Annotated in this window: 8 protein-coding genes; all 8 read left to right on the forward strand. The window is 36.5% G+C overall.

Going from position 1 to position 13,941, the window contains the following annotated elements:
• Positions 1-152 precede the first annotated feature (152 nt).
• The 8 genes from G7B20_RS14660 to G7B20_RS14695 all read left to right on the forward strand — a co-directional run bounded on the left by G7B20_RS14660 (position 153) and on the right by G7B20_RS14695 (position 13,836).
• Positions 153-1,439, forward strand: coding sequence for a FecR family protein (locus G7B20_RS14660; RefSeq protein ID WP_164112170.1), 1,287 nt, complete (start codon positions 153-155; stop codon positions 1,437-1,439).
• A 253-nt stretch (positions 1,440-1,692) separates the two neighbouring features.
• Positions 1,693-5,592: a SusC/RagA family TonB-linked outer membrane protein gene (locus tag G7B20_RS14665; protein WP_164112171.1), complete on the forward strand. Its 3,900-nt coding sequence runs from the start codon at positions 1,693-1,695 to the stop codon at positions 5,590-5,592.
• Between the two features lie 104 nt (positions 5,593-5,696).
• Positions 5,697-6,968, forward strand: coding sequence for a RagB/SusD family nutrient uptake outer membrane protein (locus tag G7B20_RS14670; RefSeq protein ID WP_164112172.1), 1,272 nt, complete (start codon positions 5,697-5,699; stop codon positions 6,966-6,968).
• A gap of 1 nt (position 6,969) precedes the next feature.
• Positions 6,970-8,379, forward strand: coding sequence for a BT_3987 domain-containing protein (locus G7B20_RS14675; RefSeq protein WP_164112173.1), 1,410 nt, complete (start codon positions 6,970-6,972; stop codon positions 8,377-8,379).
• Positions 8,380-8,392: 13 nt separating this feature from the next.
• Positions 8,393-9,766: a TlpA family protein disulfide reductase gene (locus G7B20_RS14680; protein ID WP_164112174.1), complete on the forward strand. Its 1,374-nt coding sequence runs from the start codon at positions 8,393-8,395 to the stop codon at positions 9,764-9,766.
• A gap of 52 nt (positions 9,767-9,818) precedes the next feature.
• The gene (locus G7B20_RS14685; RefSeq protein ID WP_164112175.1) at positions 9,819-11,228 is read left to right on the forward strand and encodes a TlpA family protein disulfide reductase; all 1,410 of its coding nucleotides are present in this window, start codon (positions 9,819-9,821) and stop codon (positions 11,226-11,228) included.
• 59 nt (positions 11,229-11,287) lie between these two features.
• On the forward strand, positions 11,288-12,457 hold the full coding sequence (locus G7B20_RS14690; protein ID WP_164112176.1) for a redoxin domain-containing protein: 1,170 nt from the start codon (positions 11,288-11,290) through the stop codon (positions 12,455-12,457).
• A gap of 824 nt (positions 12,458-13,281) precedes the next feature.
• A complete protein-coding gene (locus tag G7B20_RS14695; protein ID WP_240458436.1) occupies positions 13,282-13,836 on the forward strand; it encodes a DUF3347 domain-containing protein in 555 nt (184 codons plus the stop codon).
• Positions 13,837-13,941: the final 105 nt, after the last annotated feature.

Here is a 13,941-nt window from a genome sequence, read left to right on the forward strand (position 1 = left end):
ATTATTTCGAATCTATCATCCTATAGTACCAAATTTTTTTAAAAAAAGTGATTTTGGTTTGGACAAAAGTCCGATCATAGTTGTTTTTAGAGTAAAAGCCCCGATCTGCAACCGTAAATGAACTTGTATCGGGCTAGACCTAAATGTTAAAAATGGAAAGAAAAGATATTAAACAAGCATATTTTGTAAGCGAGTTGATTGTCGGCTACTTATGTGAAAGTTTAAGCGAAGAGCAATCTCAATCACTTGATGCTTGGTTAAATGAATCCCCAAGTAACAGACGGGTTTTTGAAGAATTAACCAATCCCGAGTTTTTTCAATCGTATAGAGAAGCGTTTAAGTCGGTAGATACACTTGTTGCACATCAAAAGTTTAAAGAAAAGTTAATATTAGAGGCCAATGTCGTAAACACAGAAGAAAATAAAAAAGAAGATGTAACGGTGTTAATGGCGATTAGGTATAAATTCCAAGCTTGGTTACAATTACCGCAAATACGTTTGGCAGCAATACTGTGCGTTCTTTTTATTGGGTTAGGATTCTATTTTATAAGTAAACACAGCATACCTAGTGTCGATAATTTGTTGGTTAATTCTACTCCGGTAAAATCTGTATCGGATTTAAATTCGGGCGTACCGTTACTAACACTAGAAGATGGAAGTGTGGTTGAATTGAGTCGTGATCACGAAGGTTTAGCAATTGATTCTGGAATGATCACTTATAGTGATGGAACAGCTATTGCAATGTCTTCACAAGGGACAGAAAGGAAGCTTGTGTTGTCGATTCCCCGAGGTGCAAAGTATCAAGTGTTGCTCGCTGACGGAACCAAAGTCTGGCTAAATTCAGAATCAACGCTGACGTATCCAAGTTCGTTCAAAGGGTATGAAAGGCGGGTAATGTTGGAAGGAGAAGCCTATTTTGAAGTCGCACCTTTAGCCCTTACCAAAGATGGACAGGCAAAAGGTCGCAAGCAATTTATCGTTGAAACGAAGGGACAAGAGACTGTCGTATTGGGAACACATTTTAATATTAAAGCCTATCCTAGCTATAATAGTACGCAGACTACATTACTAGAGGGATCAGTACGCTTAAAGGCTATTGAAGAAGGAAAAGAGACACCGGAAAATCCTGTTGAAATAAGACCTGGACAGCAAGCGACATTGCTTTGTGGGCGTATAACAGTGAAAGAAGTAGAAGTAGCTACCGCCGTATCATGGCGGGATGGTATCTTACATTTTGATAACGAAAGCGTGGAGCAGGTGCTAGATCAGATAAAACGACGTTACGACGTCGAGATAGAATATCAAGGGGAGAGACCGACAAAACGGATCAGTGGTTTTACGTCTAAAGACGGGGGACTAGATGAAACACTATCTGTAATTGAAAAAGCTAGTGCGGTCAAATTTAAAGTCGAGGGAAGGAGGGTCATCGTGATGAAGTAAGAAAGAAAAAAGCCACCCCTAAAAAGAGATGGCTAAGTCTATCAAAAAGCTAACTAATTAACTTTGATGTGCTTTCTCACGGCAAATGGTCGGCACATCATACATTTCAAGACCTAACAAAAATAAGGAAATTGCTGGTAATTCAAATGCACTGGCAGTCTGTTTATTTCTGTTGCAATACTAATTTATGAATATTCTTTATACACAAAGACGGGGTGTCCCAAATTCGTATATAAAAAAACTATGGCTCATTATGAGGTTGACTACCGTTATCCTATTGTGTTCACTTATGTATGTGAGTGCGGAGACATTTGCACAAAAAATCAATATTTCAAAGAAAAAAACGACATTAGAGTCACTGTTTTTAGAAATTGGAAAGCAAACCGGTTATGGTTTTATTTATTCAGCAGACGCGTTAAAGAATACACATCTGGTTGATATTGACATTAAAAACGCTTCATTAGCTGAAGCATTAAAGCTTATCTGCAATGACCAACCAATTTTATTAGAGATTCAAAACAAAACTGTTTTTGTTAAAGATAAGCCTATACATTCGATTATAAGTTCGAACAAATCAGAAGAAGATGGAGAGTTTTCGGAAAATATAGCGATAGATATCAAAGGCATCGTTATCGATGAAAATAACAAGCCTATAAAAGGAGTAACCGTAAGACTGAAGGGGACACGGGGTTTTATATTAACCAAAGACGATGGAAGCTTTCTATTTCGAAATGTAAGCGAGGGACAGATTTTGGTCATATCCTGTGTTGGCTATGTACCTCAAGAAGTAAAAGCAAAAGCTAACATCGGAAAAATAGTGCTTGAGCGTAAAAATAATCAAATTGAGCAGGCCGAGGTTAGGGCGAGAAGGTCGGCAGGAACCCAATTGGATTTGAAAGATAAATTACACCAAAACTTAGGACAGATATTAGAGGGTGGGGTACCAGGGTTAACCATGCAGCCATTGGTTACCTCCACGCCAGGGGAAATATATATAACTAAAGATGGTCTATTAGCGAGAGAGTCGTATGAAGCAGCGTTAAACCACCCTCAGTATGGAGATGAGTATAGGTATGAAATGTTTCCCACTTATGAAATATTCATAAGAGATATGAAGTTTTTAGAATCTGCTACAACGCGCATAGGAGAGGCAAAGGTGAATAATAGAGGAATGTTGCCGCAAATGTTGGGTGCCAGTAGCTTTGGTGCAGAAACCTCGGGTATGTTGGTCGTAATTGATGGTTTTCCACAAGAAGGTTTTCCTAGTGATTTTCCAATGAATAATGTAGAGTCTATAGAGATCGTTACTGATCCCGAAGAGTGCTTGAAATGGGGACCCAAGGCTTCAGGAGGTATTATTTTCATCACAACTAAAAGAGGAGAACCTGGTAAAGTCAGGATTAATTATCGTTCAAATATTTATTTTTCTCGTCCTGTTGACAATAGTTTGGAAGCGATGCAACTGGCAAGTTCGGTAGATGTATTGGATTACTATAAGGAGGCTTTTGACCGCAAGATAGCAACATATTACCCAAAGGATGCTTCTGCCGTTAATCCGGGGAATTTGAGTCCTGCTGAAACTTTCCTTTTTGAATTAGGTAAAGGCACCTTAAGTAAAGAACAATTTCAAGTAAAATGGGATTCTTTAAGCTTATTGAATAACAGAGATCAATTGCGGTCACTGAAACAAAATATTTTTAATCAAAATCATTCTCTTCAATTATCAGGAGGGAGCAAGATATATCAGTATGCATTTAATGGAATGTATAGGCTTAATAGATCACAAAATATTGGTTCTAAAGATCAGAGTTACGGTTTTAACTTACGTAATAATCTACGATTGTTGAATGGAAAACTAACAGCTTCTATGTTAATTAATTTCGATAAATCCGATGCACATAGTACAGAAGGGCGAACAGATTCATACGACCCCTATCAAATGCTTTTTGACCATAATGGAGATTTTGTTTACCATTACCCCGATGCTTATTTAAATGAGCGCATGAGTAAGGTGGGCTATTTGAATAATGGGGTTAATCTCTTTCAAGATGCGATATCTTCTTTTACAGAGACAGGTAGACGGTCGATAAATTCTGATTTAAAAATAGACTTTCAGCCTTTTAAAATGTTAAAATGGGCCAACTCGTTTCGGATTTCCAAGTCCTCAGGATTCAGTGACAATATTATAGGTGCTGAGTCGAGCAAAGCTAGGCAGCTATTCAATGACTTTGGGGTTATACATCCTGGAACGGATAATGTGCAATATTATATACCTGTCGGTGATATGTTTAAGAGAATAAACAATTCAGCATTTGAATATAGATTGAATTCTGGTTTTGCGTTAAGTAAAAGATTCAGTCAAATTCATACGATAAATGCTAACATAGACTTTGGCTTAGCAAGCAGCAAGTCTCTTAATTCACCTGGCAGAACTTTGTATGGGTACAACGAAAGCTTGGCTATAGGTTATCCTCTGTTAGCTATTGAAGATGAAACATTGACTAATTTTGAAGGTAATAGATTGAATTTTATAAGATTGAATGCAGTAGGTACCGGATCAGAGACGAATATTAGAAGCATTAACATGAATGGGAGCTTTCGTTACAGCTTTTTGAATCGATACGAATTGGGAATACAGTACCTATCCAGTTACAAACCTAATTTTGGACGAACACCTTCGTATTCAAGTACGGTGAGTCGACGCGGTAGTTTATCTTGGAACGTTAGTAATGAAAAGTTTATGCAAGGTTGGGTGAGTTTTGTAGATAAACTGAGACTCACTACATCGGCTAGCTCCGTTTCTGTGCCTGAATTACCACATAATCAGATTTCAGCAAGTCGCTTTGATCAGACAAGTTGGGCGAACACGGCAATAAATATCAATAGTTTTAACTACGCCGAGCAGAGTGGGCAATCGAATATTGCTATATCAGCAATTGTTGATGGAGGATTTTTTAAAAATGCCTTAAATATACAATGGAAATTTGATAAGAACTCTAAAAGTGGGAATACTTGGAATGGTCGCTTAAATTATGATATAGCGACCTCAAAGTATTTCAAATCGAATCTGATTAATAATTTAAGTTTCGGCTTAGCAATACAGAATATCACTCCTTATGCTGGGATGGAAATTATGATGGGTGCGAATTCAGTAACTGGAGGAGGGGGGACAAGTACGCCTATTGAGAGTACATCGGGTTTATTGCCTCCAACCAAAGTTAATAAAGAGCTTAATTTCAACATTGGAATATTAAGCAACAGATACTCTTTAAATGCAAGAGTTTATGACAATAATACATCTGGGTTAGAGCAAGGCAGTATTCCTGCAGACCCTTCTTCGGGGCTATCTTCTAAGGTAAATTACAGTAGAATCACAAATAGAGGAGTTGCTGTTTCTATCAGTGCGGGCGTATTGAGTAAACCTAATTTGAAGTGGCGATTTGTTTTAAATGCAGCTTATAATGAGAATAGAGCTCTTGAGGTTCCAGATCAGCCCTTTTCGCTAACTACACAGTATTTAAATGCTTCCAGGACTGGATATACAACTGACAATATTTGGAGTTACAATTGGGCAGGGCTTGATACTTTGGGTAATCCGCAGTATTACAGCGGTCTTGGCGAAATCATAAAACTACCAGATGGCACCTCAGTGATTTATAGTGGTCGAAGACGCGCGCCTTATTCAGGAGGACTGTCAACAAATTTAGACTATAAGGGAATGTTTATGTCTATTCGATCCGTTTTCAATTTTGGACATGTCTTTCGTCGTTATATTCCGGAAATGACACCTAAAATAGACCGGAATATATTTATTAAAGACCGTTGGCGAGAGCCAGGTGATGAAACAAAAACAAATGTACCTGTTATGGCTAAGCATGATCTGGATAGGGTAATTGGAATTCAAAACGCAAGCAATACGATTATGACTGCAGATCATATACGTATTACCGAGATACAACTTGGCTATCGAGTTCCGCCTAGTCTTTTAAAAGGCCTGTTTGTAAAAGGAATAACTATTTCCGGACAGTTGGAAAATCCCTTTTTATGGGTTCGTAATGATCTAGGTGTCGATCCAGAGGCTATAAGTACGAATGGAGCTATTGGATTGGCAAGACCAAAAAACTATGTAATGAGTATCAGTTTAGAAATGTAAACTAGAATTATGAGAACAAAATTAAAAAATGCGATTTATTGCATATCACTATTATTAATACTTGGTAGTTGTGATTCATTTTTAGATGTTCGACCTAAAAATTTTTGTTAGCGGACTTAATTACAGATGATTTGCATATTAATGATCAGATTATTGAAAATGCTGGCACTTCATCCGTCTATGTAAACACATATTTATGGAGTGATGCCATATTTAGTAAATCTGAGAATGATATTACGTATAATGAAACCTATAAAGCTATATTACAGGCAAATATAGTAATTAATGATATAAATTTGGCTGTGGAGGGTTCTAACGAAAGGAAAGCTATAGTTTTAGCACAAGCTAAATTTCATAGAGCATATTATTATACGCAGCTTGTGGGAATCTACGGATGGGATTATAAAAAGACACAAGCACTTTCTGATTTAGCAGTGCCATTGGTATTAGTGCCGTCTTCTAACCACACTCCCGCTAGAGGGACAGTACATGAAGTTTATTCCTATATCATTAACGAATTAAATGATGTATTGAATGAAAAACAATTACCCAACTTTGGAGTAGACATACTTCATCCAGGAAAAGCTTCAGCGCATGCCTTGTTGGCGAGAGTCTACCTGATGATGTCTAATTTTGAACTTGCTTTGAGTCATGCCCAAGCTGCTTTGGATTTAAAGGATACTTTACAGGACTACAGGAAGATGTCTTTCAAAAATCAAAACAACCCGGAACTTGGAGTTAATGGTAAGTTAATATCTATTGTTGATCAGCAAAATAACCCTGAGTTATATATAGCAAAAGTTGGATATGATGTTCAGTTTTTTGGTCTACATAATCAAAACTTACAATTAAGTAAGAGTTTATTGGATGTTTTTTTAAAAGAACCCAAAGATTTAAGATTGGCGTATAATACTGTTTACAAAGCAACTACAGGCAAAGCAACGTTGCCTACTTATACAAATCGTGGGATTACCACTAACCCGTTCAACTATAGCTTGGGAGTTCCAGAAATGTTACTGATTAAAGCAGAGTGTTTAGCAAGAAAAAATAGAGATCAGGAAGCTATTGAGGTATTAAATCATCTTCGTCAGTTCCGCTTTAAAACTTCCGATTATGTGGAATTAATACCTGAAGGAGATGTTGTAGAGCGAGTTCTGGAAGAACGTCGACGGGAGTTATATGCAAAAGGAGGATTAAGGCTTTTTGATCTCAAAAGACTCAATAGCGAGGGGAAGTATAAAGTAGTCATACAACGTTATAATGATGATTCTACTGAGCTCTATAATTCATTACAGCCCTTCTCGCCACGATATTTAATGCCATTCTCTCCAGTGGTGATAGCTAATAATAATTTAATCATTCAAAATGAACGTTAGTATGAATAGGTACATCATATTTTTATTTTCTTGTTTTATCACACTTCTAATAAGTTGTAAAAAGGAAGAGTCGCAAACTAATCTTTTGAAGTATGTATCTGACAATATAGCAGCTTATGATGTTATACCGGTAAATGGTAGTGACCATGTTATAGCCAACATGAATTACATGAAGCCAAGCGACAACAAGGGGAAATTTCCAGTAATCTTATTAGATACTGTTTCAGGAAATACAACAGTATCTGCTGAAATAGATACAAGTTATGACCTAATTGTGGTTTTTGATGGAATTTATGGTTCATCTTCTCCAATTTTGACAAGTAATCGTTTTAAAATTGAGCATTCTGAAATACAAGTTAAGGCTGGAAAACTAGCCTCTACTGATAGCGTATCGTTAATGTTGAATGATATAAATGGGTTATCAGAGGGAATTAAAACTTTTGTTGTGCCTGTTCGATTGAAGGTAATACAGGGATCAGGTAAGTTGAAAAGTGAATTAATGTATATTCGATACAAAGTTAACGTTATGAATTTGAAGGCATCTGTTTCAAGTTCAGCGACTGTCCGTGACCTAAATGTAATTATAACTCCTGATCGACAGAACGCAGCAGCGACTTTTAGAGTGACATTAAATCAGCCTTTTTTTAAGCCTGTAGTCGTTACTCTTGATGAAAACAACAGTGCTACGTTGGCAGAAGAATATAACAAGAAGAACAATACAGAGTATATTTATTTCCCAAGAGGGTCTTATAAACTTTTAAATACAGCGACGGTAGCAGCAAACCAATTGTTTAACGCAACGAGTATTAAAGTACAGTTTGACGATGTCAGCCTCTTTAAAGATGGAGTAAAGTATATATTGCCACTTAAGACCAATTATATTGATTATCCCTCAGTTGCTGCAGAAGAAACTAGTGAAGTTTCCTATTTGTTCTTAGAACTTAGCAACATATTAAGCGGTATTCATCCAGTTTCAAGTGGACCTTTCATAGACAAGACAAATTGGGCTTTAAAATCGGGAGCTACTTTAAATGGATCGATTGGCAATATTAAGGATAATGACAACACAACCCACTGGATATCGGTTGCTTTAGGTGGCAACGGCTGGTTTTCTATTGATATGAAAGAAAAAAATGAAATTCGTGCATTTCAAATTACTCCTGCTTATGGCTCATACCGCACCTCAGGATTATTGGAAACAGATGTTTTATCAAGCGATGATGGGGTGAATTGGAAATTGCAAGGTGTTTATTATGGAAGTGCAACTAGTACTACTTCATCGCCAGCAAGTCCAGATATTAAGGTGTTGAAATTTAAACAACCAGTGAAAGCACAGCATTTCAAGTTTATCTTTAAGAAGTCCCAAGTACCTCCTTTTGCCGGTCTTGCCGAAATAAATGCTATTCAATAAATAATACTTAAAGATGAAAACAATAAAAAAGTTATTTGTAGTCACTATAGTGACATTTTTAGCTAGTCATGCCATCGCTCAGACTAGCATCATAAAAGGTATAGTTGATCCTAAAGGTGCAAGTATAAAAGGGAGTGTGTCTTTAATGAAAATCGAAAATGGCGAACCTAGAGTATTAACTAGTGCAAAACTCAAAGAAGGAGGACGATTTGAGTTTTCTTATGAGCCAGGATATGAAGGGCTTTATATGGTAGGCTCTCCTAAAAGTCAAGACGGTCAATTTCCGGTTTATATAAAACCTGGTGATAAAGCAGAATTGATTATAGAGGGCGTACACGCGCGGTTTATCGGCGATAATACCGTTGAAAATAAGAAGCTAGGCAGTTGGATGGATTTGACGCAATCGCTGAAGAGAAAATCCGTACATTTTATGTATTCATATACAGTAGATGGCATTACTAATTATGAAGACTTCTTTCCAGATCTTGATGAGACAGCAAAAAAAGCAGTGAATTTTAGAAAAGGTATAAAGACAGGCAATCCAAAGTTTGATGAGTTACTGAACAAGTTAACATCATTTGATATGGAGTTTTACGCACTGCAGTATTTGTCAACGCCACGGACCAAGCATCCTAAAAAGGAAGATTATCCGGCTCTTTACAAGGCAATGATAATTGAAAATAAATTTCCGGACGACTCGGTATTTGACCTACCTTACGGAAAGCAGTTTTTGAGATTATATCTTAATTTTGCTACAAATCATAGTCAGGATGTTGAAAGTAAAATTGCTCTCCTTAGCACTAACCGTCAGAAAGGTGAATATCTGTTAGGAGTCTTTACGCCAAAAATACAGCTCTATGATCAATTAAAAACGATGTTAGATTCTTACGGGCAATATTTTGCGACCAAAGATCAAAAGGAACAAGTAGAACGCCTAAAGAAAAAATTTCCAGAGAACAAATCCCGTATTCAGGCGGCAGATTTTGAATTTCCCAATATAGATGGTGATATGGTGTCACTATATCAACAAAAAGGCAAAGTCGTTTATGTTGATGTATGGGCAACCTGGTGCGGTCCTTGCCGTCAGCAAATTCCTCATCTTAAGGAACTGGAGAAGGCAATGCATGGCAAGGATATCGTTTTTATCAGTATTTCGACCGACAGTCAGCAGGACATAGAAAAATGGAAAAAGATGGTTAGAGAGGAAGAAATGGGAGGTATCCATCTATTTGCAGGACCGAATTCAAAAATAAAAAGAGATTATAATATTACAGGCATTCCACGCTTTATACTTTTTGACAAGGAGGGCCGTATCATTTTGGATGATGCGCCACGTCCATCTGACCCCAGCTTAAAGCAAATATTGGAAAATGAATTGTTACGATAACAAAATTAGAAAGAAAACTGTTTAAAAACCGTCTAACGGAAAATAAATAATTATGAAAGCTTTACGAATAGTAACAATAGTGTTTAGCATATTGTTTTTGTTAAAAACTACACAGGCTGGACACGATCCTCAAATGGCAATGATTCAAGGCAAAGTATCCGATTTCGATTTTAAAATTGATAAGATCACGCTCTATCAGGTTTATAACGGATCATTAAAGGAACATTCAACAACCGTGCTTAATAAAAATAGAGAATTTGGTTTTAATGTCCCTATAGCCGAATCTGGATTTTACTTTATAGACTACGGACAGTTTAACAATCGGCTAAGAGGGCAGAATATCAGATTATATTTGGAGCCGGAAATATCGCTTGATTTAACGATTAATGAAAATGACTATACTTTAGGGGGCAAAAATCTTGGCCACAATACTTTAGTACACCAAGCCAATGAAATAAACAATAAGTTTCGCGCATATAACCGTTTAGATGCCAGAAAGACATACGTTGATTTTTTTCCTTTTTTGGAGAATCAGGGAACAAAAATGGTCGACCAATTTAAGAAGTCAATCAATACAAAAGACAATACATTTAATGATTTGTTGCGTTTAGCTGTTCAGGCTGATTTTGAAAATGAAGCCTACTTTTTCTTCAGGTTACCTCGCACTGCCCATCCGGACAAATTTGATAGACCCACATTATACAGTCAATTAAAGGCTGAGGAAATTAAATTTAATGAGCCTAATATTCTTAAGCTGGATAATGGGGTAAGTTGGATGACGAGTTATTTCTCTTATTATAGAGGGAGAGATGGGGCTACGGTTAATAATGTTGATATAATAGCAAACGATACAAAGCAAATTTCTGACATAAAACTGAAGGAAGTTTATAGTTTAGCGGTTTTGAAGGAATTGAAGCTTAAGCCTGAACAATATAAAGTAGTGATACAACCCTTATATTCATATTTAACTTCTGATGAAAGTAAGACGTATATTTTGGAATACGAAAAGCAGATGCATAAGGATAAGGGACAACCGGGATTTGAATTTAGTTATCCAGATATAAATGGTAAAACGGTTTCCTTTTCTGATTTTAAAGGCAAATTCTTATATATCGATGTTTGGGCGACCTGGTGTGGGCCATGTAAGAAGGAAATTCCACATTTACAAGAATTAGAACATGATTATAAAGATAAAGATATTGTGTTTATGAGTATTTCTGTCGATAAAATGAAGGATCAGCAAAAGTGGAAAGATTTTGTAAAAAGTCAACAATTGGGAGGAGTCCAGTTGATGGCCGATAAAGATTTTAGTTCAGGAATAGTGAAGAACTACGATATTACGGGTATACCTCGTTTCTTGTTGTTTGATAAAGAAGGTAAAATTATCACGGCAAATGCCGATCGACCCTCAAATAGTATGTTACGAATACAGTTAGACAGACTCTTATCCGGATCTAATTGATTTTGATTAACTGAATACCTTTAAATAAATTTTTGTATATAAAAAACAATATTAAGATTATGAAATTGATTTATTTTCACCTTATAGTATCGATATTTTTAAGCTGCCAACTAGTGCGTGCAAATTCTTACGACTCAAAATCTCAAAACAAAGTTAAGGTCAATGAGAGTTCAATCGGTCATGCAGAAGTACAAAGAGATACTTCCTCCTTAAGATTATTTTTGAAAAGCATTAAGGACAACAATCTGACCGATGCTATTAAATACCAAAATCAAATTGATGACACAGATAAGCTGCGTTATTCACTGGTTGACATGGTGTTGGGTTTGGTAAACAAGCAAGAAGCTAGTTTTCGGGTTTCCTATTTGAGAGACGAAATTAAAGTGATGGAAAAGGCCCCTGCCGCAATGAAGAGATTTGCTGATCCATCCATCTTAACACTAAAAGGTGAATTAGCAAAAGCCCTTCAAGAGTTGGGGCAATGCGAAGAAGCTGTTCAGCTTGCAGGCGAGGTCTATAAAGCACAGGTGAAACCGCATGTAGCATACAATAGAATTTATGGCGAACTATTAGCCAAATGTGGGAAATACGAAAAAGCATTACCACTTCTTTCCAGTGCTGTTGCAGCTGGATTATCATCCGATGAAGTTAACAATCTTTTAGAAAAATCATATCATGCGCTCGGTAATAAAGATTTTAACGCGTATCTAAGAGGTTTGAATAAAAAATTTACGGATAGTTTGAAACAACATTTTGCAAGCACTATGATGAATAATGCAGCTCCAGATTTCTTCATCACTGACCTTGAGGGAAGAAAAGTGACAAAAGAGGACTTAAAGGGAAAAGTTCTGGTGCTTGATTTCTGGGCCACTTGGTGTGGACCTTGTAAAGGTTCTTTTCCAGCTATGCAGGCTGCCGTTAACAAATTTAAAGACGACAAAGATGTGAGGTTTTTATTCATTCACACTTTCGAGAGGGCAGCAAATGCAACCACTGCAGCAAAGAAATATCTAGACGATAATAATTACAACTTCGAGTTGTTTATGGATCTAAAAAATACAAGTACGCGCAAAAACACCGCAGCAAGCGCATTCGGGATTACCGGTATCCCGACAAAGTTCATTATCGATAAAAAAGGAAATGTTAGGTTCAAATCAGTAGGTGGAGGCGCAAGTATAGATAAAGTAGTTGCAGAGCTATCCACTATGATCGAGCTAGCAAAAAGCTAAATCCATCAGTTGGATGATATTAAATAAAACAGTACAAAAGGGTAATGTTTAGTGCTTCGGGACTAAATATTACCCTTTGCTGTTAATTCATATTTAAAAGTATTTATCCTGCAAGCCAAATGGCCATTTTGGGGGAGACAGTGAATGTTAGGGCTTAAATAGATTTAATTCAGGACACATGTTTTCATAGCAAGGCAAATTATTCGAAATTAGCAAATGCTTTCTCCAAAACTAGTCCGATATTTTTAAAAAAATGGAAATTATTTAAAAAATATAATTATATTTGAAATGAGGTCTTTTGATTTGTGCATGTTAAAAAGGATAAACATATTGTTGATTATATGCTTGTTGGACTTTTTTCTAATCCCAACTCAATCCTGTACCTGTAAATTGCATTCCAAAGAAATTGTCACTTCCGAGAGTTTATGCTGTAGCGTCAATAAGCAGCATGATTCAGAAGATGAAGGAGAGAAAGACTGTTGTAAGTCGAACGATCGCACAAGCAATGAATGTTCTGGAAAATGTGGCTCTGCGTCCTGCCACAGTTCTCTTAATAGTTTTTCTGCAACACTCCCGGTTTCCAAATACGTTCAAAATAATCTAATTTTTGAAAGTAAAAAATCTTATTCCCTATACCAGCAACACGCTTATACTTCACAAGGATCTTCCATTTGGCAGCCGCCTAAAATAGGTTAATTTAAGCCTGTATAGCCATAGGTGTGCAAAATCTGTTGATTTAGTACCTATCCGCAATACATTTCTGTTTGAAAAACCAGACTTGGTTTTTCATTATTTCTCATTATCAATACTTAAAAAATTTCCAAATGAAATCACTATCAAAAATTCTGATGGTAATCGTTGTATTACTATCCGTAGCAAAGAGTTTTGCTCAAAACCAAAACGAACAACATCACAAAGGGCAAATGCCCGCCGTTACTTCACAAAATTTAACACAATTACAGGCCATATTTGATAAGTATTTTTCAATTAAAGATGCATTGGTAAGCGCCGATACCAAGAAAGCATCTTCAAATGCTACAGCGTTGGCTGCAGCTATTAAAGCATTGGATATGGGCAAGCTTTCCGCCGAGGAACATACCGTATGGATGAAGGTAAGGAAAGAACTTTCTTTAAATACTGAAAGCATTGTAAAATCAAAAGAGCTTGTGAAGCAACGTACAGCATTAAATTCGCTTTCTAAGAATATCTATGAATTAGCAAAAGTATCAAATCTAGAAGCGACAATTTACTACCAGCAATGCTCGATGTATAATAATGGCAAAGGTGGAACTTGGTTGAGTAAAAGTCCGGCTATCAAAAATCCGTATTACGGTTCAAAAATGCTTAGCTGCGGCAGAACTATAGAAAAATTAAACTAGTCTGCCGTTATGAGGTATTTCTGGATAAGGTTTGCCCGGATAATACATCTGCTTTAGAAAGCTCGATTATGCGTACAAATGTGCAAAAAAGTATTCCAAAAGATA

Source organism: Sphingobacterium sp. xlx-96, assembly GCF_011007365.1.
In the GTDB taxonomy this organism is placed as follows: Bacteria; Bacteroidota; Bacteroidia; order Sphingobacteriales; family Sphingobacteriaceae; genus Sphingobacterium; species Sphingobacterium luzhongxinii.

Excerpts from the sequence above, each read along its gene's own strand:
- G7B20_RS14690 (WP_164112176.1), top strand. The coding sequence starts at position 11,288 with ATGAAATTGATTTATTTTCACCTTATAGTATCGATATTTTTAAGCTGC.
- G7B20_RS14695 (WP_240458436.1), top strand. The coding sequence starts at position 13,282 with ATGAAATCACTATCAAAAATTCTGATGGTAATCGTTGTATTACTATCC.
- G7B20_RS14660 (WP_164112170.1), top strand. The coding sequence starts at position 153 with ATGGAAAGAAAAGATATTAAACAAGCATATTTTGTAAGCGAGTTGATT.
- G7B20_RS14675 (WP_164112173.1), top strand. The coding sequence starts at position 6,970 with ATGAATAGGTACATCATATTTTTATTTTCTTGTTTTATCACACTTCTA.
- G7B20_RS14680 (WP_164112174.1), top strand. The coding sequence starts at position 8,393 with ATGAAAACAATAAAAAAGTTATTTGTAGTCACTATAGTGACATTTTTA.
- G7B20_RS14685 (WP_164112175.1), top strand. The coding sequence starts at position 9,819 with ATGAAAGCTTTACGAATAGTAACAATAGTGTTTAGCATATTGTTTTTG.
- G7B20_RS14665 (WP_164112171.1), top strand. The coding sequence starts at position 1,693 with ATGAGGTTGACTACCGTTATCCTATTGTGTTCACTTATGTATGTGAGT.